The sequence below is a fragment of the Nodularia sp. LEGE 04288 genome (assembly GCF_963896525.1).
Lineage (GTDB): Bacteria > Cyanobacteriota > Cyanobacteriia > Cyanobacteriales > Nostocaceae > Nodularia.
Genome location: NZ_CAWQOY010000094.1, coordinates 98325 through 119131, shown reverse-complemented (window position 1 = coordinate 119131; position 20807 = coordinate 98325). Strand labels below are relative to the sequence as shown.

The window sequence follows — 20807 nt, the reverse complement described above, 5'->3', positions numbered from 1 at the left end:
AACTGCTGGTTTTTACGGTTCTAATTTAAAAGACAATGTAGCAAAATATATGGTGTCTGACGGGTATGAGGTACTATATATTTTGCTCAGTTTTTTGAATGCAAGAAATAAACTCTGCTAATTTTGCGCGATCGCCTCCGTTGCGTGAGCAGAATTATTATTTGCTTGCTCCTCAAAAGCCAGAAGACCATAAAAAAATTAAAAATTGTTTGAATGGAGGTTTTATTTAAAAGATGAATCCCAAACCCAAGTTAGAAATTAGGCAGAAAAAAACATTTCCTTTATTCCTGCTAGCCTCAAGTACTTTTGGACTTTTTAGAGCTTATTCAACTGGATTCTCAGAAGGATTTTCTCTCATGGTGATTCTGAGTTTAATAGCTTTCATTGTATGTCTTTTAGCACTAATATTTCCCGCAATTGTGATCACTCCAAATGATATTCGGGTGATGATTTTGTGGGGAATAACAATAAAAGTTTATCCCTATTATCCTGAAGAAATTTCTATCAGAAATGACAATATTTATATTAATGATAAACAAATTGTTTCAATTGCGTTAATGGATATTACTATTAGAGAGTTAAGAGAATTTTTCGAGGATGTCTGATAGAGTAGCGCTGAATGCAAAACACACACTCAGCGAATGCTATCTTGATGGGACAAAATACAGCACTTTGCAAGTAAATGAAGTGCAGATTTTAATATTATATATAAATTTTGTGGGGGAGGGAATCTTTGCCCTCCCTTGAGTACTTTGATCAGATGAAATGTGCTGTAGATCAAGTTGAGGTAAGAGTTTACAGCTTAATGAGATGTTGCTTTATCAGGTACATTACCAATAATCTCCTCAAGAGTTTTTAATAATTGTTGCTCGTTATAAGGTTTAGAAAAATACGCCTGCGCTCCTAATTGCATGGCTAATTCTCGATGTTTATTACTACTACGAGAAGTCAGCATAGTAACTGGGATATGTTTCATATCCATGCTGGAATTAATCCATCCTAAGAAGCCATAACCATCAAGGCGAGGCATTTCAATATCACAAATTACGGCGGCAACTTTCAAACCACTTTCTAGTTTTTCTAAAGCATCTTGACCATCTTTGGCTTGTTCTACTTCATATCCTCCTTTTTCGAGAGTCAAAGCTAAGAAGCGGCGAACATTTATTGAGTCATCGATGATTAAAATTGTACCTTTGTGATTAGCAGGTGTCGCTGATATTTTGTGATTATCAAAGAAAAGAAAAGGAGTTTTTAATCTGACTGATGGTAATTGATTGTTTTTAGGCGTAGGCTGATTGGTAGCAATCCAATAGAGTAAATCGTTGGTGTTAACTAATGCTAATACTCGACCATCACCGAGAATTGTGCAGTTACTAAAACCTGCGGGTAAAGGTATATTACCCTCGACTTGGCGAATGGCTAATTCTTGTTCACCCCAGCAACGGTCTACCTGAATGGCTACTGTCTGATTATTGCCTTTAACTATTAAGACGCTGCTAGCATCTATGGCTGGGCGAGTTTCTAGTTCTGGGTTATCGTAGCGGGGGCAATTAAACTCGAAATAGCGACCAAGGCGAATCAGTGGTAATGTAGAGTCTTGCCAATTAATGACTTCGCTATCCGCCATTGAGAATACTTGCTCTTTTGGCAATAAAAATATTTCGGAAATCACTTCTGTGGGAAATGCCAATAACATTTTATTGCTTTCTACTAGCAGAACTCGCGCTACGGAAAGTGTAAATGGTACTGACAAAGTAAAGGTAGTGCCAACTCCTAATTCGGTGTCGACTGTAATATCTCCGCGGACTGATTTCAGGTTATTACGTACTATATCCATGCCGACACCTCGACCGGATAAGGCTGTTACTTGGTCGGAAGTGGTAAATCCTGGTTCAAAAATTATTGATAATAATTCTTCTTCGCTAGCATTAGCGACTAAAGCAGCATCTAAACCCATAGTTACGGCACGGGAGCGAATTTTTTCTAATGAAATTCCCCGACCATCATCACGCATAGTAATAATTGTGCGATTGCTGCGGTGGGTAGCTGTAATTTCAATTAATCCTTCTTCTGGTTTTCCTAACTGGCGGCGAGTATTAGGGTCTTCGATACCATGATCAAAGGCATTTCTTAATAAGTGCATTATTGGCTCATTTAATGCTTCTAAAATGCTGCGTTCAATTAAGGTATTGCCACCTTCAACTTGCAAATGAACATTTTTACCATACTCTACATTCAGGTCACGCAAAGCTCTAGGAAAACGCTCGATTAAATCGGATAATGGCCGCATCCGAATGTGAGTAAGTTTTGTTTGTAATTGTTTGGATGTTTTATTAAGTTTCCGCGCGATTTGATCTGTATCGTCAACGCTTAATTGAATATCTGTTGCGACTTCCTGCACTTGAATAATGGTTTCCATCACTTCCTGCGATCGCAAGTTTAATTTTTGATGGCGTTCCATTTCTAAGGCATCAAGTTCTGGTATATCTTCTACATTGTTTGATTCTCGGAATTGCCCACTAGCTGTCTTGGAAATTTTAGCATATGCTGTACGCAATTCATGGTTTTCTCGGTCGAGTCTTTGCACTCGCTGATTGAGGCTACGCACAAGTTTGCGTAATTTTTCTAGTTGGGAATTGAAGCCATTGCGCTGGACGGTCAGTTCCCCAAATAAATCATTAATTTCCTCAAGTTGTTTACTCGGAACTCGCACAGTATTTTCCGCACTTTCCCGGTCTTGACCGACACTATTTTGCTCATCTGTGTGGTCGATAAAATTGTCATCTGTGGTGGTATTTTCTGAATAAGCTACTGTACTTGATTCGGGAATATTCACAGATGTTAAATCATCTGTAGCTGCGGCATCTTCAATAAATTCGGCGATCGCATCAACTGTTGACTGTGGTTGATCGGGGATATCATCGACTAGTGTATCTAGATCCAGCTTTGTGGGTAAACTATCTCGTTGATTTGTTAAGATCAAAGCCTGCGATCGCCGCCATGATTGCAATGCTAACTGAGCAATTCCGAGAATGCGATCGCTACTAGCAGTGCCTATATGATCTTCTATGGATTGACACAGACTCGTAAAGGCTGGTAATTGCAGCATTTCCCCCAGACCGCCCAATTCAGCCGCCATAATCACTAATTCTTCTTGTAGGCTAGGGTGAGCGCTATCTGCTAATATCGACTCTAGACGCTGCAAACATCCTTCCACTTCGGTTTCAAACAGCATGGGGACAATATCTTGTCCGTCTTCTGGCGATAACATGGTGAACGCATCTTCAGGCGTAGGTTCACCCAGGCGATCGCGCAATTCGTCATATACTGGATAACAAAAGCTACTTAACCACTGGTCTTCTATCTCATTTCCTTGTGATAGTGATTCTACTATCTGCCGCAGCCAGTCAACTCCAGAAAGTAGCAAACTTTGTAAATGCGTGTCAATATCTAGAGCATTTTTGCGAGTTTTTAAGACTTTAAAAGAATCTTCCAAACGGTGCGCTAAATCACTAAGCGTCCGAAATCCCATCATCCCAGCGCCGCCCTTGATAGAATGAGCCGCGCGCAGTGCAGCATTAATTCTCTCTAAATCGATGCGGTTACTGGTGTTAATTTCCAGCAACACAGCTTCTAGGGTATTCAGGTAATCTCTCGCTTCTTCCAGAAACTGCATCTGGATTTCTAGTTCTTTATCCTTTGACATAGTTTTGATTATTTAGTTATTAGTTATTAGTCATTAGTCATTAGTTAGTGATTTACGAGAAATAAATTATCCAACTTGTATATCCAACACAATTTTTTATTGTATTTTTTGTCTTTCTTGTCTCAAATAATTAATTGGAAGTCCCTGATTACTCCTTGCTGATAAAAATTCTGTATGATAGCTTGCGTGGCGTAGCCATAGATGCGTCGAACTATATGAGGAACGAACCGCAAAGGACGCAAAGTACACAAAGACAGAAAGACAGAAAGACAGAAAGACAGAAAGAAATTCAGCTAACGTGCTTAACTGACTTTGAAGGTTTCCACTGTTTCTTGTAACTGCTGGGAAATTTCACCAGTTTGATGCAGAGATTTGGAAACCACTTCCGAAGAATCGCTGGTACGTTGTGAAATAGCAGCGATATCTTGCATCAATTGACTAACAGCTTGGGATGTTTGTAACTGAGATGCAGTTGCAGTGGAAATCGACTGTACCAAAAAATCTATTTGCTGCGATACATCCAAAATTTGACTCAGGCTTTGCTTCGCTTCTTCGACAATCTGAGTCCCTACCTCCACTTGGGAAGTTCCTATTTCCATAGCTTGCACCACTTCGCTGGTTTCTCGTTGAATATTCTCAACAATTAGCTCAATTTCTTCGGTAGCTGAAGCACTCCGGAGGGCTAATTCTCCCACTTCTTCCGCCACGACAGCAAAACCTTGTCCTTCTTCACCAGCACGGGCGGCTTCTATCCCGGCGTTGATAGCGAGTAAGTTAGTTTGGGTGGCGATTTGATTAATTAAGGACACCACATGAGAAATTTGTTGCGAAGATTCCCCCAGGCGTTTGACTTTTTTCGCCGTGTCATCCACTGTTTCCCGTAAACCCAGAATATTCTGCACTGTCAAATCCATTGCTTGTCCACTTTTCGTAGCAGTTTGGGACGCATTATTGGCAATAATTGCCGCTTTTTGGGCATTTTCGGCGACACTTTTCATGCAATTAGTCATTTCGTCTACAGCATCCAGAGTGCGGTTAATTTCAGCAGCTTGAGTAATTGCGTCTTCGGCTAGTTGGCTGATTGCGGCTTCGTTAGCACCAATTGCGCCATTTACTTGCGTAGCAGCTTGCTGAACTTGGGTGACAATATCTCTGAGACTTTCCACAATGGAATTAAAAAAGTCAGCCACAGTCCCCATTTCCCCAGCCGTCACATCTGCACGTACTGTCAAGTCACCTCTCGCCGCCCCTTCTACTTGACTGAGTAGTTCTAAAAGTTGCATTTGCAGTGTTTTATCTGAACCTGGTTCGCTATTCTGCCTAAATTGTTGTTGTTGAGTTAATACCTGTAATTGTACGGCTACTAAGTTAAAATTAGCACTGATTTTCTCTAACCACTCATCTGGCTGTGCTGTTTCCCAACGGGTATCGAGTTCACCTTGAGCTAGCTGGGATAAAGCCGCAGCCCCATTGAAAATTGGTTGTATACTACGCTGGACTAACCAAAGTGCGATCGCACCTGCAATCAATGCTAATAGTATGGTGCTGATGACTATGGTTTGCAATAATTGTCTTTGAGGTGCAAAAGCAATTGCTGTATCTGTCGTCAAAAGTAATTGCCAGTTTAAATCAGGTAAGCCCTCCAGTTTGCCAGATGGGACATAACTGATTAATTCTGGCTTTTGATTAATTGTGTGAATTGTAGTGAAATTATTAGCTTGGTTGGCTGCGATTAAATTAGCTAAACCTGATGATTCTGCGCCCAATAATTCTGTTTGCGTAGTCAGAAAAACTTTTCCAGAATTGTCGAGCAAATAATATTGACTGCCATTAGCTGTATAGTTCTGAGTCACCCCTGCTAAAGATTCTACAGGCATCCTGACGCTAACCACAGCGATAGTTTCACCTGTCACGGCATTTTTAACGGGTGCAGCCATATTAATCACTGATTTTTCGGGCTGACTAATTACAGGAGCATCTTTTTGCAGAATCTCCTCAAAATTGTCAGCATTTTCCGCATTATTTAGAGGTGCGCCAGTAGATTGGACAATCAAGTTCTGGGCAGGATCAAAGATGGCGATGCTATCATAAGCTTTGTGAGTATTGACAAAGCTATCTAAAAATGCTTGCTTCTCGGAATTTCTGGTATTTCTATCAACTCTGGTATTTGTAAAAAACGGTGATTGGGAGATGATTTGAATATCTTCATATCGCCCCAACATCAAGCGGTTAATTTGCTCTGTTAATTTGGTAGCTGTCGCTGCATGAGAGGCGTTAATTTGTTTAGTCATCGATTTATGAGCTAAACTATAGGCGATCGCACCTATGGCAAATATGGGTAAAGTCGTGATGGCGATCGCTAAAATTGCCGCTTTCCTGCCTAAACTGAGTCTTTGAATATATTGCACCACATAATTCCGATAATCATCTTTAGCTATTTTTGTATTATACTTACCTGACAGTTCTCTCTGACCATCAGTAATTGTTGGCGATGAAATCAAAGATGCCTGATTTTGAGAATCACTACTTTTACCCTTGTCAGTCCGATTAAACATACTGTAATTTGATGGAATAGGTAAATTAAAAATACTAACAATCTGACTTTTATTAGCATCTACTCACTGTGGAAAATAGGAGAATGCGCCAGAAAATGTGCATCTAAAACCAGCAAAATTTCCTCATCTTGGACAACACACCCGCTTAAATAAGGCACTAAACTAGATGCAACTTGTCCCACGGGAGACTCAATATCATCAGACATAAATTTAGTTATACCTTTAATCTCGTGGACAACTAAGCCTAAAAGCAGTGATTCCACCTTAATCACGATAATATTATACTGCCTTAATCGACCTTCTAAAAATTCTAAATTCAGCATTCTTGGCAAATCAATTGCCCAAATTATCCGACTCCGCCAATTCATTAATCCTAATATACAAGGCGGCATATTTGGCATTGAAGTTACAGACTCAACTGGTAAAATCACTGCTTCTTGCGTGTAATTCATGGATACAATAGCAGTAGTCTGTTGATTTAAATTGAATTTGAGATAGCTATTGACCAAATTATTTTGACTTAGTTCTTGGTCAACTATAATTCTAGAATTATTCATGGGATTAAAGCACCACTGATTTAATAGCACGCAATAGCTCTTCGCGTGTGTATGGCTTAGTCAGATAGACATCAGCACCTTGTTTCATTGCCCATAATTTGTCAATTTCTTGATTTTTGGAACTGCAAATAACTATTGGTACTTTTTGAGTTAGCGGATTTTTTTTCAGGGAACGACACAACTCAAATCCACTGATTTCTGGCATGACCACATCAGTAACAATTGCATCTGGCTGTTCTGTTAAAACTTTTTCTAAAGCCTCTTTTGCACTAGCAGACTTAATGACGTTATAACCACTATCTTGGAGATAATAGCTCATCAATTCCAATTCACTGGGTGAATCTTCGACAATCAGAATTTTGCCAACTAAAGTCACACTCATCCTTCCATCTCTTGAAAAAATAAATTGTCTATGAATAAAACTAATTTCTGCTGCTGGAAGTAACTAAATTAATCAAGGTATTTAAACACCATTTTGAGTAAATCCGGTTGTGTAAAAGGCTTAGTTAAATACCCGGATGACCTGACCATTTTTGCTTTAGCTTTATCGATAAATCCGGTTTTACCCGTTACCATAATAATGGGGATATTCTTAAAAGCTGAATGCCGTCTTAATAAAGAACACAATTCATAGCCGTCTAAATTGGGCATTTCCACATCTAGCAGAATTAGGTCTGGTTTACTGCGGAGAATTTGCATTAATGCCTTGACAGGATCATTGATTGTGACCACTGAAAATGTACTGCCATCCAAAAAAAGTTTAATAGAATTCAACACTGTTTGACTATCATCAATACAGGCAATTGTATATAGGCTTTTTTTGACAACTGGGGGAGATGTTTGTTGAGTCCTGTTTTCAGCAGTATCAAAATTGTTTGGTTGAAAAAATGCTTGACCTTTAGGGAATTGGGACTGAGTTTGAGGCGACTTTGTAGAAGCTAAAACAGCAGAAGCCTGACCCGTGTTAACTGGTGTCTGGATATTTTGCCGATTTCGTAACTGTTTTTGACAGTATTCCACTAATGACCGCAAGTCTAAATGGCAGAACTTGGGTAATTCCTCCCAGGAACTCTCAAAAGCAAATTCATAATTCCCTTCTGTTAAGACCAGAAATGTTTCCAGGACTTCTTTCGCCAATTCAGATATCAGAGTTTCGGCTTGGGTGGGGGTGATATGTTCCCGATTTACCAACCAGCAAATTGCTTGATAATCTGTATAAAGCATAGACTGATGTTCATTTTTAGGTTCAAACATCAGGCGCATTTGCACACGAGTGGCGCTGTCAAGAGTCGGGACTCTTTGACTCAATCGCTGTAACTGATAATCAATACGTTCAAACAGTCTATCGGAATAAGAGGCGTAAGTCAGCTTACCGTCCTCTATATTAATTGACCAAGAAGCCGTTTTAGTAAATACGCGTAAGCAACCAGTAGCATGGCGGCTAGTTAGTTGCGCTAATAGAGACAAGGGATGTAGTTTCTGGGGTAAGCAGTAACCACTTAGAGGAGTCGTACTCATTTTACTTTTACTTCTTCAGTTAAATTTATACAGTAGCTGTGCTACAGTTCCCAATTAATTTTAATTAATAGCTTTTTGTAGTATCAAATACAAAAGTTTCCCGACGGGATTTGTGGTTAAACTTAATGCAAACAGGGTTTTTCCAATAGACCTCTTGCAAATTAGTAAGGTTACGTAATTTTACCGTCTTATCCTGGTATTAGCCGATATATTTGGTAAATCAGCCCAGAAAAAATGCAGATTAAATAAAGCCGCTGACTTTTAAGTAATATTGATCGAAATAACACTGCTAAATTAACAAAATTCAGATGAGCTTTTCTCTGTACTTACACTTAAATTTAAGGGACTGGGCGAATCTTCGATGATTGATTTAGTAAAATTAAAGAAAATTTAAATAATTTAACATTAAACATAACTCAACTTCGGCTGAACTGATGGCGAACACACAACGCCACCAAGAACTATTTCCCCTCGCTGAACAAAAAAACGCATTCATTATTGTAGAGAAGTGCGATCGCCTCATGTCACTCTGCGATACCTTAGATAGTTGAAACAAGGGAGAGACAGCAGCCATCAGCTAATGGAAGTTGCAGCAAAACATCTGTTAACAGGGTAGCAGGCAATTTTAGCCACATTTAGAGTATATTTGTACTCTAAATGTGGCTAAAATTATGAGATTTAGAATCATCCAGTGTCCTTAATTGCTGAAACTCCAAAGATAATCACGCTCAAAGTCCCAACTCTCAACGATGACAAAGCCGATTTCATTCGTATGTTTGGACTTTGGCAGCAAATCAGAGGAATTGAAACACCAAAAGTTATCTTTGATTTTTCAGGATGTTACTTTCTTCGCCAAAATGCTGTCGCCTTTTTAGGTGGTTTAGCTCGCCTTATCAACGTTCGTGGTGGTCAAGCTATTTTTGCCTGGAATACACTTCAATCCGACATTAGAATAAACCTTGCTAAAAATGGGTTTCTATGCGCTTTTGGCAATAATCAACAAGGCTCGAAAGGAAATTCTATTCCCTACAGGGAAGATTACGAAGACCAGCTTGAGGGTATTCCAGATTACCTTGATGAGCAGTGGCTGGGACGTGGTTGGGTAGAAGTTAATCAAACTATTAAAGACACAATTATCTGTACTGTTATGGAAATTTATAGCAATGCTTTTGAGCATGGGCTATCCGATATTGGTGTATTCAGTTGCGGACAGCGTTATCCTAACCTGAATATACTAAAGCTAACTGTCATTGACTTTGGTGTTGGCATTCCAGCTAATGTGCGTCAATTCTTTAAAAACAGAAACATTTTGGCTAAAGACGCTCTATGTTGGGCGTTTAAATTTGGTACAACAACCCGAAGTGGTGCAATACCTGGAGGTACTGGACTTGATTCATTAAAAAATTTTGTGAAGAGTAAACAAGGTAAAATAGAAGTATATAGCCATGATGCTTACGGTTTAATTGACGAAAATCAAGAAATTTACGAAAGCGCACCCACCTTCTTTGAAGGAACTTTAATAAATATCACTATTAAATGCGATATAAAACACCATAACTTTACACAAAATGAAGTATTATTATAGTACAAAGGTTCTAATAAAGGGTTTAGAGCCATGAAATATAAAGTCTATGAGCTAATTGGCGAAAATTGCATGAGCCAAAAGGCTGGGCAGCAAATCTATGATTTAATTCATCCTCAACTGCAAGCAGGAAAGCCAGTAGAGCTAGACTTTTCTGGTGTAAGAAGATTCTTGTCTGTGTTTTTCAACATTGCCATAGGTCAGTTATTACGTGATGTAAAAGCTGAAGACCTAAATCAGCTTCTAGTTGTATCTAATCTCAATCCTGTTGGTCAACAGACCTACGATAATGTGATTGAGAATGCAAAGCGTTATTACTCAGATGAGCAGTATCGTGAAGCGGTAGATGAAATGGTTCATGAACAATCTGCCTGTTAATCATGCCAGTTAACTACACCGTACAAGCAGATGTCATTGACATCACGACTGATTCCCCTCAAAAAGGGGATATTTTTTTAGTTGATACAAATGTTTGGTACTGGCTGACATATCCTCCAGCAAGTTTGTCAGCACAACAACATCAGATCAATAGTTATCCAAACTATATTGCAGATACACTTACTGTAGGGGCTACACTCTGCTACTCAGGGTTATCTTTAGCCGAGTTAGCTCATCGTATCGAAAGTGAAGAATACAAATTGTCAGCGTATGGCTTGACTACAGGACCTGACTACCGTAGGAGGGCGAAAGAATATCGTCATAACCATGCCTCGGAACGAGCCAGGGTTGTCTCCCAAGTACAAACTGCGTGGAGTCAGGTTCAGAGTATTTCTGCCCAAATTGATTTAAAACTTGATGAAACCACTGTAGATGCTGCTATAACTCGTTTCATTACTCAGCCTCTAGATGGCTATGACCTATTTATCCTTGAATCGATGAAACAAGAGCGATTAACTAAAATTATTACCGATGATGGCGATTATGTAACTGTTCCTGGAATTCAGATGTTTACTGCTAATCCACAAGTAATCAGAGCTGCTAGGAGCATGAACAAGCTCATAACCAGGTAAGCTTGAGTCCATTTTGTTCAGCTTATGCAGCTTTTTGCATTGTGTCATCTCAGCAAATCCACTGAGGATATTTGACAGCAGCCATTCCCCCAAAGCGCTGGTATCTTAAGAGGTGCTTCACAGCTTGGACACTTAACACTTAGATAAAAGCTTGATTTGCTAGCGATGGCATGAAAAAATCTAGCAACAATTTGTTCCTATAACAAATAATTACTAACTCTACAACAGCCATTGCTGACTGCAAATTAATGATAATTTTAGAAATGCGGATGAAAGGACTTGAACCTTCACTCCTTTCGGAACTAGAACCTAAATCTAGCGCGTCTGCCAATTTCGCCACATCCGCATCAGTCTCTAATAGTAGCACGAAAAATTTTCGATGGGAATAGGAAAGGGAAAAATAATTTTCCCCATGCTCAATTCACCTACATTACTGCTACACGGGGCAAGCGATGCTTAAAGCCGCAGAGAATTTCCCAAGAAATAGTATTTAATTTTTCTGCCCAATCGTTAGCTGAGATTTGTTCGCTTCCTTGTTCGCCTAATAGGGTGACTATTTCCCCTTCTTGTAAATCTGGAATAGCGCTGACATCCAGCATCAATTGATCCATTGTAATTGTGCCAATTTGTGGGACGCGCTGACCACGAATTAAAACTTGTATTTTCTGGGAAAGATTACGCGGAACTCCATCAGCATAACCAATACCAACCACAGCCAGGCGCATTTCTTGGGGTGCAATAAATTGTTGTCCGTAACTCACCCCAGTGCCGGCGGCGATTGTTTTGACGTGAGTCACTCGCGCTTTCAGTTGCAAAACAGGCTTGAGGTTAACTGCATTTTGTAAATGAGTGGCTGGATAGAGTCCGTAAATAGCTAAACCCGCCCGTACAATGTCGTAATGTAAAGCAGGATTGGTGAGAGTGGCGGCTGAGTTGGCTAAATGCAAGCAAGGTGGATTGATTCCCATGCTTTTGACTTGAGCGATCGCCTGCTCAAATCGTCTATGCTGTTCTTGCATGAGGGTAGGATCAGGATCATCTGCTGTTGCCAAGTGGGAATAAATGCTTGTTATCTCAAGATGAGGTAAATTCTGGACTAACTGCACAAACTCCACAGCTTTTTGCCAGTCAGTACCCAACCGAGACATTCCCGTATCTAATTTAATGTGTACGGGTAGAGGAGAAGCATGATTGATAGTTTCTAAAATATCGGAAAAAATCAGCGCTTGTTTCGGACTGCACAGAGTTGGCTGGAGATTCCAGTGCGCGATCGCCTGAATTTGCTCTGGTGTGTAGGCTGCACCTAAAATCAAAATGGGCGCTTTTATCCCCGCTTCCCGTAATTGAATGCCCTCTGGAACTGTAGCGACTCCCAACCAACCCGCTCCCGCTTGTACTGCTGTTTGAGCAACTGTGACGGCTCCATGTCCATAGGCATCCGCTTTTACCACTGCCATTAACTGGGTACGTGGCGATACAAACTTTACTAATTGCTGCACATTGTGCGATAACGCGCCTAAATCAATTTCCACCCAAGCTCTTTGCGAAAACCAAGCGTAGGTATCACGCTCCTGATTATCAGCAAAACTAGGGGTTTGGTTACGACTTAACATTGCACTTCACTCCTATCCAACCACTGGAAAGCTTCCAGATTATCTAATTATTCTGGTTTGCTACCCTCAAAGCCATATCAATTTAATCAGGAAAGTTTACCGCTGATCCGGGAGTTAATACAAGATGGTGGTAAGTTTTGATTTCTGCATTTTCACAGCTGTTACACGTTGAGAAATCCTCAACCCCTACCTCATTACTATCAAATATCTTTGCATGAGATAGCTGGGCTTGGATTGTTACTAGATAGTTCTTCCTTATCAAGTTTAGCTTAACAAATTTATTATCAAAGGTCAACCCCCCCAAATACTCCTTTATTCCCGTTTTAGCTAAACTGATAAAACAGCAGAAGAATGGTGATTTTTATGGTATTCTCCTGCTTCCTTTCACCCAAATATTACGAAAGTATAAATTATTATCACCTCCCCAGAAGGGTAGATTCGTGTTAATATATGTAAAACTAATACCTCGAGCGCTAACCAATGGGGAAGGTTTTAGTCCTAAACGCCTCTTACGAACCGCTCAATATCACGAGCTGGCGTCGCGCTGCGATTCTGCTAATTAAAGGCAAAGCAGAACGCATTGAGCATAACGGTAAGTTCCTGTACACAGATTTTCCGTTACCGACTGTGATTCGGTTACGTCATTATGTGCGCGTGCCGTACAAAGAAATTCCTCTCACTCGCCGAAATATCTTGCACCGTGACAGTCACTCTTGTCAATACTGCGGTTATACCGGTGATGAGTTGACATTGGACCATGTGATCCCGCGATCGCGCCGAGGGGGTGATACCTGGGAAAACATCGTTACGGCTTGCGTCCGTTGCAATGTCAAAAAAGGGAATCGCACACCCTACGAAGCCCATATGCCTTTGCGTCATCCTCCACGCCAACCTTATAGTAGTCTTTATTTTGAGGTCAGCAAACATCTCAAGAGCGGACTGCATAACGAGTGGCAAAAATATGTGATCGGTCTTTGACGCTGAAGGAATAGTTCTGAAAAGCCAAAGGAATTATCACCTGTGATAGGTGTGAAATTTTTGTGCTGGTTAAAATAGCCCTGCATCAGCCAGAGGTTATTTTGACCGTGACAGCCCAACTTTGGCTGCCATAAATTTGCCCTACAGATAATCCCGGATGTTTTGCGGCATCTGGTCGAACATGATGGCAAATTATTTAGACAACCGATGTACAAGCCTTCTATCCTAGCTCATAATATTGTAAAATAACTGAGTCAGTGGGAAATATTCCCGTAAAATCAGGAATATACTCATAAAACCTTATGGTCGTTAAAAATACCAAACAACTTTAGTTAAAAGACATATTTGAAACCAGAAATCTTTGTCTTCACTTTCGGGAGGCAGTTTTGTGAAGTTAAGCAGATTGCTCACTAATTTGATTGACAGAAAATAGACCCAGATAAGTATGCCAACAACCCTATATTTCTGCGAAGATCAGAATGTGTCTCTAAAACAGTTCCGTGTTGATTGTATCATTTCTTCACAAATCAATGGAGGCTCGCACTTATCAAGATGTCCCCTATGCAATTGAATTCTTCCTTGAAGCAATCAGAAAGTTTTTTATTGACCACAGAATCTAGCGCAGAGGATGCTGACATAGACCAAGAAGCAGTCGAAGTTGCACTCACCAGACCATCCTTACCATCATCCAATGGCAGCGGCAAAAATGGTAAATATTTAGGTCAACGGGGAAATTCCGTGGCATTTCAGAAATCTGAAGAATTGCAAAAGACGCTTTTAGCACACCGACATGAGCGTCATCTGGTAATTCTCCAAGATTTTCCCGATCCTGATGCTCTGTCTTGTGCTTGGACGTACCAGTTAATTGTTCAGCAATATGATATCAAATGCGAAATTATTTATGCTGGTACGCTGAGTCATCAAGAAAATATTGCTTTAGTAAAGCTGACGGGATTACCCGCCCAGCGCTGGACATCGCAAGTCCTGAAAACTAAAGACTTATCATCTTATCAAGGTTGTATCTTAATTGATAACCAGGGAACTACAAGTCAATTAATGACGGCTGTGCAGCAAGCTGGAATCCCCATTATTGCAGTCATTGACCATCATACTTTACAGGCGGAACACAAGTCAGAGTTTGTTGACGTTCGTCCTGATGTGCGCGCAACTTCCACAATTTTCACCCAGTATTTGCAATCGGGTTTACTAGCCTTAGATAGCAGCATCAGTCAACACGTCAAATGTGCTACTGCTTTAATGCATGGGTTGCGGTCAGATACCAATCGACTGATGCAAGCCCAAGAAGAAGATTTCATGGCAGCAGCATATCTGAGCCGATTTTATGATGCTCAACTGCTGAACGCCATTTTACAGGCAAATCGTTCTAAGCGGGTAATGGATGTGATCGAGCGATCGCTAAAAAACCGCATCGTGCAGAATAACTTTTCCATTGCTGGCGTTGGTTATCTCCGCTACGAAGACCGGGATGCTATTCCCCAAGCAGCTGATTTTCTGGTGACTGAAGAAAACGTCCACACCGCAGTAGTTTTCGGTATTGTTCACGACGAAGACGAGCTAGAAGTAGTCATTGGCTCCCTCAGAACCGCTAAACTCACCCTTGACCCTGATGAGTTTATCAAAGAAGCCTTTGGACAAGATAACACAGGGCGATTTTTTGGTGGTGGACGTACAGGGGCGGGCGGTTTTGAAATTCCGATGGGTTTCTTGTCTGGTAGTAACGAAAATTCTGCCTATGCCAAAATCAAATGGGAAGTATATGATTCTCAAATCAAGCAAAAGCTCCTAAAATTGGTCAATCCTCAAGATGACCCCATTCAGTCTGAGTAGGCGTTAGATTTTTAGTACAAGCAATTTTCAGTAACATCCGTTAAAGCGAACCTGAAGACAATATTTATTCAGTAGGGGTTTAACATTAGTCAACCCCTACTGGTGGATTTAATTTTTCACTAAAAAATACATAGTTAAGCAAAAAAGCAATATCTCTCTTACTGTGAAATAAATCATATCAGTTCTACTTTGAGAAATATAAAAATACCACAGCCAGAATTATTGAATGAGTTTTTATCCCTTCCTGCTGAAGCACAGCGCCAAGTCATAGAATTTATTGCTTTCTTGCGACAAAGATATGTAGTAGTTGAACCTGCTTCGCAGTCATCAGAAGATAATTTTATCAATTATAGTTTCATTGGGATGTGGAGCGATCGCCAAAATTTAACTGACAGCACTGCTTGGGTGCGTAATATTCGAGAACATGAATGCTCAAATTCCCATGACTAACTCAACCGTCATTGAGACTGAATATTCTAATTTATTAAAGATTTAAACATATCATCAATTTATAACAGCACTAAAAATATGGAATTATACTTAATTCGTCATGGTATCGCTGAAGAGAAGCAACCAGACATTAAAAAAGATGAAGAGCGATCGCTTACTCAAGAAGGACGACAAAAAACCGAAAAAGTTGCCCAGAGAATTAAAAACCTGGGTTTGCAGTTTGAGGTAATTGTCACCAGTCCCTTAGTACGCGCCCGCCAAACAGCAGAAATTCTCGTAGCAGCCGGACTCAGTACCCAATGGGAAGAATCTCTTCATCTTGCACCTAATGGTCATATTTCTAGTTGGCTAAAATACTGGTTAGAATCCAGAAATTATCCCCAAAATGCCCAAATTGCCTTGATAGGACATGAACCTTGTCTCAGCAATTGGGCAGAAATTCTGCTTTGGGGTAAGGCCAAAGACAGTTTAGTCTTGAAAAAAGCAGGTATGATCGGGATAAAACTACCAGAAATAGGTTCACCTCTGGGTCGTAGTCAAATGTTTTGGTTGACACCGCCCAAGTACCTGCTATAAGAGCTTTTCAACATTTTTTACCAAAGTGTTGTGACATCGGCTACTCTTATAGCGACAATAATTTCTGGTAAGTTAGCGTGTTCGCGGAGCGTGTGCCTTGCACAATCAGATATTTCAACAAGCAAATGGTGTTGCCATGATGGTGTGCGAATACAAGCCTGGTTTAGAAGGCATTCCCGCCGCCCAATCGAGTATTAGTCATGTTGATGGGCAGAAGGGAATTCTAGAATATCGTGGCATCCGGATTGAGGAACTAGCAGAAAAAAGTTCATTTCTGGAAACTGCTTATCTCTTAATCTGGGGTGAACTGCCAAATAAGGAAGAGTTGGCAGCGTTTGAGCATGAGGTTCGTTACCACAGGCGGATAAAATATCGTATTCGGGATATGATGAAATGCTTTCCAGAAAGCGGTCACCCGATGGATGCTCTGCAAGCCTCAGCTGCGGCTTTAGGCTTATTTTATTCGCTCCGGGATTTACACAATCCTGTCTATATTCGGGATGCTGTGGTGCGCTTGTTAGCAACCATTCCCACAATGGTAGCGGCATTCCAATTGATGCGAAAAGGCAACGACCCCGTAAGGCCTCGCGATGACTTAGACTACGCCGCCAACTTTCTCTATATGCTCAACGAGCAAGAACCAGATCCTTTGGCTGCCAAAATTTTTGACATCTGCTTGATCCTTCACGTCGAGCATACAATGAATGCCTCTACCTTCAGCGCCAGGGTAACGGCTTCAACCTTAACTGACCCTTACGCTGTGGTTGCTAGTGCCGTAGGAACTCTAGGAGGTCCCCTACACGGTGGAGCCAACGAAGAAGTGATTCAGATGTTGGAAGAAATTGGCTCAGTAGAAAACGTGCGTCCCTATGTAGAAAACCTGCTGCAACGCAAAGCCAAAATCATGGGCTTTGGACACCGTGTCTATAAAGTCAAAGATCCACGCGCTACGGTCTTGCAAAACCTAGCAGAGCAATTGTTTGCCAAATTTGGGCATGATAAGTACTATGACATTGCCCTAGAAATGGAACGGGTAGTGGCAGAAAAGCTTCCTGGCAAAGGGATTTATCCCAATGTTGACTTTTATTCGGGTTTGGTGTACAGGAAGATGGGGATTCCTACAGACTTATTTACACCAATATTTGCGATCGCCCGTGTTGCAGGTTGGCTAGCTCACTGGAAAGAACAACTCGCAGAAAACCGCATATTTCGACCTACCCAGATTTACAACGGTAAGCATGAGGTTACTTATCTCCCCATCGACCAACGTTAACTGGTAGCTTGATTATTAGTCAGACTAAACCGTTGCCATCAGGTCGGCGGAGCTTTGTCTTGTTTTGTGAGGCGGAGGTGGCGGTTCTGGGAACAGAAGCAAGGAGCAAATATGCCCCCTAATGACCGAAGAAGCAGGGGGGAAGGGGGCAGGGAGCAGGGGGAGAAAGCCCTTCCCCCTTGCTGTGGAGCGAACGCGAGTGCGTCTCGTAGAGAAGCGGAACATGGGTATCAAGCCCCGTCCACTTCGGCAAGCTCAGTGCGCCGCTTCTAGGAGGCTTGATCTGGGGCGGAGTAGAAGCTTTGTCCCAGTCATCTCCCCATCTCGCCCAGCAAAAGAAATCCCAATGCTGACCATAAGTAGAAGTTCTTGTATAGCTTCAAGGGCTGAAAACCATCAGACGATATACTAGGCATGGGAATTGGCAAAAATCTATGGCTACGTCACGCAAGCTATCAATCGTCTTCATCACAGCATAAAAGGATGAAGGATGAAGGAGCCGAATTTTATACTTTATAACTTCACACTTCATACTTCATACTTCAGTTGACTTAAAGAGCAGAAACATGAACTCAGGAATTGACCTCCAAGGAACGTTTATTCAATCCGTCATGGATTTAGGCATACCGGCAGGGACAGCTAAAGCCATTTGGATGCCCTTGCCAATGATACTGATGCTCATTGGAGCAACAGTGGGGGTACTAGTCTGTGTTTGGTTAGAACGGAAGATTTCGGCATCAGTACAGCAGCGCATTGGCCCAGAATTTATTGGACCTTTTGGCTTACTAGCTCCAGTCGCCGATGGTTTGAAGCTGGTATTTAAAGAAGACATCGTACCAGCAAAAGCTGATGCTTGGCTATTTACCATTGGCCCCATTTTAGTCGTACTGCCAGTATTTCTGTCCTATTTGATTGTCCCCTTTGGACAGAATATTGTGATTACAAACGTGGGCATGGGAATATTCCTGTGGATTGCGTTTTCTAGCATTGCTCCCATTGGGTTGTTAATGGCTGGTTACGCATCAAATAACAAATATTCCCTCATAGGTGGCTTACGGGCTGCGGCTCAGTCTATTAGCTACGAAATTCCCCTATCGTTGAGTGTATTAGCCGTCGTCATGATGTCTAACAGTCTCAGCACCATTGATATTGTTAACCAGCAATCTGGCTATGGTATCCTCGGTTGGAACATTTGGCGGCAACCAGTAGGGTTCTTAATTTTTTGGATAGCAGCCCTGGCGGAATGCGAACGCTTACCCTTTGACCTCCCCGAAGCGGAAGAAGAAATCGTCGCAGGTTATCAGACCGAATACTCTGGGATGAAATTCGCGCTATTTTACCTCAGTTCCTATGTCAACCTAGTGCTTTCTGCTCTATTGGTAGCAGTTTTATACCTGGGTGGTTGGGATTTTCCCATTCCCGTTAACGTCATAGCGAATTGGTTGGGAGTTAGTGAATTCAATCCCGTCTTGCAGGTAGCAACGGCTTCTTTGGGTATTGTCATGACCCTAATCAAAGCTTATTTGCTAGTGTTTATCGCCATCTTGTTGCGTTGGACAGTACCACGGGTGCGGATTGACCAATTGCTAGATTTAGGATGGAAGTTTTTGTTGCCACTTGCTTTGGTTAATCTTCTAGTCACCGCAGCACTGAAACTTGCCTTTCCCTTCGCCTTTGGTGGATAAACCAATTTGAGATTTTAGATTGAATCTGAAATCTCAAATCCCAGATCCTGAATTGAACAGAGAGAGAAAAACACTAAAAATGCTCAAGTTCCTCAAACAAGTTGGTGATTACGCCAAAGAAGCAGTACAAGCCGGACGTTACATTGGTCAAGGGTTAGCTGTAACTTTCGACCATATGCAGCGTCGCCCAGTTACCGTACAGTATCCTTACGAAAAACTGATTCCTGGTGAACGGTTTCGCGGCAGGATTCACTTTGAGTTTGATAAATGTATTGCCTGTGAAGTCTGTGTTCGGGTTTGTCCGATCAATCTGCCTGTAGTGGATTGGGAATTTGAGAAAGCTAACAAAAAGAAAAAGCTCAAACACTACAGTATTGACTTTGGAGTTTGTATCTTCTGCGGCAACTGTGTGGAATACTGCCCAACGAACTGTCTATCAATGACAGAAGAGTATGAACTATCCACTTACGATCGCCATGAATTAAACTTTGACAACGTAGCTCTAGGTCGTCTGCCTTACAAAGTCACAAATGACCCAATGGTTACACCACTGCGTGAACTAGCTTACTTGCCCAAGGGTGTGATGGAACCTCACGGACTACCTGCTGATGCGCCTCGTGCTGGTTCTCATCCAGAAGACCTGCTAGAACAAACAGAAAAAACAAATGCCTAGCGCCGCAAAGCGGAATTTGGACTTCAAATCAATCAAAAGCCGATGATATAAACTTTTGACTTTTGACTTTTGACTTCCGCCTGGCGGTGCTAGTGGGTAATCGTGATTACCGATTACCAGTTACGATTTATTGGAAATCAAAAAGGATCGGAAAAAGTGAATCTAGCCGAAGGAGTACAGTTTGTTTCCTTATGCATACTAGGCGCGATGATGATTGGGGCAGCTTTAGGAGTAGTGCTGTTCTCTAACGTTGTCTATTCTGCCTTTATGCTGGGGGGCGTGTTTATCAGCATGGCGGGAATTTACCTGTTGCTGAATGGTGACTTTGTAGCAGCTGCACAGGTGCTGGTTTATGTTGGGGCGGTTAACGTGCTAATTCTGTTTGCCATTATGTTGGTGAACAAGCGGGAAGATTTTGCGCCATTTCCCAGTGCTGGGCTGCGGAAAGTCCTCACAGCAGTAGTCAGTCTGGGATTATTTGGCCTGTTGAGTGTGATGGTATTGGGGACTCCTTGGGCATACTCAACACCTGCTCTTGTAGCTCCGGAAAGTTCTATAGTTGTGATTGGTGAGCATTTCTTCACTGACTTTTTACTGCCTTTTGAACTGGCTTCAATATTGTTGCTGATAGCGATGGTGGGAGCGATTATTTTGGCACGTCGCGAGTATTTGCCTGAACAACCGACAGTATCAGAGTTGCAACAAAGTGTTTTGACTTTGCCAGAACGCCCCAGAGACTTGGTATCGGCGGGCAGCGAAACCAAAGAGTAAAATTTGCGATAT

19 protein-coding genes and 1 tRNA gene are annotated in these 20807 nt (G+C 41.5%); 13 read left to right on the top strand and 7 right to left on the bottom strand.

The window, feature by feature from the left end; all coding sequences use genetic code 11:
• The first annotated feature begins 98 nt into the window (after nucleotides 1-98).
• Together AACX33_RS07550 and AACX33_RS07545 are read left to right on the top strand one after the other, a co-directional pair.
• A complete protein-coding gene (locus AACX33_RS07550; protein WP_265338608.1) occupies nucleotides 99-230 on the top strand; it encodes a hypothetical protein in 132 nt (43 codons plus the stop codon).
• A gap of 3 nt (nucleotides 231-233) precedes the next feature.
• The gene (locus AACX33_RS07545; protein ID WP_193997734.1) at nucleotides 234-605 is read left to right on the top strand and encodes a hypothetical protein; all 372 of its coding nucleotides are present in this window, start codon (nucleotides 234-236) and stop codon (nucleotides 603-605) included.
• Between the two features lie 197 nt (nucleotides 606-802).
• On the opposite strand, the gene AACX33_RS07540 is transcribed toward AACX33_RS07545, so the two are convergent.
• From AACX33_RS07540 to AACX33_RS07520, 5 genes are all read right to left on the bottom strand, one after another.
• Complete coding sequence (locus AACX33_RS07540; protein WP_193997735.1) at nucleotides 803-3706, bottom strand: hybrid sensor histidine kinase/response regulator; 2904 nt, start codon at nucleotides 3704-3706, stop codon at nucleotides 803-805.
• Nucleotides 3707-4008: 302 nt separating this feature from the next.
• A complete protein-coding gene (locus AACX33_RS07535; RefSeq protein ID WP_193997736.1) occupies nucleotides 4009-6261 on the bottom strand; it encodes a methyl-accepting chemotaxis protein in 2253 nt (750 codons plus the stop codon).
• A gap of 59 nt (nucleotides 6262-6320) precedes the next feature.
• Nucleotides 6321-6818, bottom strand: a complete 498-nt coding sequence (locus AACX33_RS07530) for a chemotaxis protein CheW (protein ID WP_193997737.1) — start codon at nucleotides 6816-6818, stop codon at nucleotides 6321-6323.
• Nucleotides 6819-6822: 4 nt separating this feature from the next.
• Nucleotides 6823-7200, bottom strand: coding sequence for a response regulator transcription factor (locus AACX33_RS07525; RefSeq protein WP_193997738.1), 378 nt, complete (start codon nucleotides 7198-7200; stop codon nucleotides 6823-6825).
• Nucleotides 7201-7268: 68 nt separating this feature from the next.
• Complete coding sequence (locus AACX33_RS07520) at nucleotides 7269-8336, bottom strand: response regulator (protein ID WP_193997739.1); 1068 nt, start codon at nucleotides 8334-8336, stop codon at nucleotides 7269-7271.
• A 691-nt stretch (nucleotides 8337-9027) separates the two neighbouring features.
• On the opposite strand from AACX33_RS07520, the gene AACX33_RS07515 reads away from it, so the two are divergent.
• From AACX33_RS07515 to AACX33_RS07505, 3 genes are read left to right on the top strand one after another with little or no spacing between them, the layout of a single operon-like run.
• A complete protein-coding gene (locus tag AACX33_RS07515) occupies nucleotides 9028-9921 on the top strand; it encodes a hypothetical protein (protein WP_227788666.1) in 894 nt (297 codons plus the stop codon).
• 30 nt (nucleotides 9922-9951) lie between these two features.
• Nucleotides 9952-10296: an STAS-like domain-containing protein gene (locus tag AACX33_RS07510; protein ID WP_193997740.1), complete on the top strand. Its 345-nt coding sequence runs from the start codon at nucleotides 9952-9954 to the stop codon at nucleotides 10294-10296.
• A gap of 2 nt (nucleotides 10297-10298) precedes the next feature.
• On the top strand, nucleotides 10299-10928 hold the full coding sequence (locus AACX33_RS07505) for a PIN domain-containing protein (protein WP_193997741.1): 630 nt from the start codon (nucleotides 10299-10301) through the stop codon (nucleotides 10926-10928).
• Nucleotides 10929-11192: 264 nt separating this feature from the next.
• Here AACX33_RS07505 and AACX33_RS07500 read toward each other — a convergent pair.
• Nucleotides 11193-11274: transfer RNA gene (locus AACX33_RS07500), tRNA-Leu, on the bottom strand.
• 79 nt (nucleotides 11275-11353) lie between these two features.
• On the bottom strand, nucleotides 11354-12541 hold the full coding sequence (gene alr / locus AACX33_RS07495; protein ID WP_193997742.1) for an alanine racemase: 1188 nt from the start codon (nucleotides 12539-12541) through the stop codon (nucleotides 11354-11356).
• Between the two features lie 480 nt (nucleotides 12542-13021).
• On the opposite strand from alr, the gene AACX33_RS07490 reads away from it, so the two are divergent.
• The 8 genes from AACX33_RS07490 to AACX33_RS07455 all read left to right on the top strand — a co-directional run bounded on the left by AACX33_RS07490 (nucleotide 13022) and on the right by AACX33_RS07455 (nucleotide 20795).
• On the top strand, nucleotides 13022-13519 hold the full coding sequence (locus tag AACX33_RS07490; protein WP_193997743.1) for an HNH endonuclease: 498 nt from the start codon (nucleotides 13022-13024) through the stop codon (nucleotides 13517-13519).
• Nucleotides 13520-14080: 561 nt separating this feature from the next.
• Nucleotides 14081-15367 (top strand): DHH family phosphoesterase, encoded by a 1287-nt coding sequence (locus AACX33_RS07485; RefSeq protein WP_193997744.1) that lies wholly within the window; start codon nucleotides 14081-14083, stop codon nucleotides 15365-15367.
• 189 nt (nucleotides 15368-15556) lie between these two features.
• On the top strand, nucleotides 15557-15817 hold the full coding sequence (locus AACX33_RS07480; protein WP_227788665.1) for a hypothetical protein: 261 nt from the start codon (nucleotides 15557-15559) through the stop codon (nucleotides 15815-15817).
• A gap of 78 nt (nucleotides 15818-15895) precedes the next feature.
• The gene (sixA, locus tag AACX33_RS07475; RefSeq protein ID WP_193997745.1) at nucleotides 15896-16393 is read left to right on the top strand and encodes a phosphohistidine phosphatase SixA; all 498 of its coding nucleotides are present in this window, start codon (nucleotides 15896-15898) and stop codon (nucleotides 16391-16393) included.
• Nucleotides 16394-16529: 136 nt separating this feature from the next.
• Complete coding sequence (locus AACX33_RS07470) at nucleotides 16530-17666, top strand: citrate synthase (protein ID WP_193998028.1); 1137 nt, start codon at nucleotides 16530-16532, stop codon at nucleotides 17664-17666.
• A gap of 566 nt (nucleotides 17667-18232) precedes the next feature.
• Nucleotides 18233-19351: an NADH-quinone oxidoreductase subunit NuoH gene (gene nuoH / locus AACX33_RS07465; RefSeq protein WP_193997746.1), complete on the top strand. Its 1119-nt coding sequence runs from the start codon at nucleotides 18233-18235 to the stop codon at nucleotides 19349-19351.
• Between the two features lie 79 nt (nucleotides 19352-19430).
• The gene (ndhI, locus tag AACX33_RS07460) at nucleotides 19431-20024 is read left to right on the top strand and encodes an NAD(P)H-quinone oxidoreductase subunit I (protein ID WP_193998029.1); all 594 of its coding nucleotides are present in this window, start codon (nucleotides 19431-19433) and stop codon (nucleotides 20022-20024) included.
• Nucleotides 20025-20180: 156 nt separating this feature from the next.
• Nucleotides 20181-20795 (top strand): NADH-quinone oxidoreductase subunit J, encoded by a 615-nt coding sequence (locus tag AACX33_RS07455; RefSeq protein WP_193997747.1) that lies wholly within the window; start codon nucleotides 20181-20183, stop codon nucleotides 20793-20795.
• Nucleotides 20796-20807 lie beyond the last annotated feature (12 nt).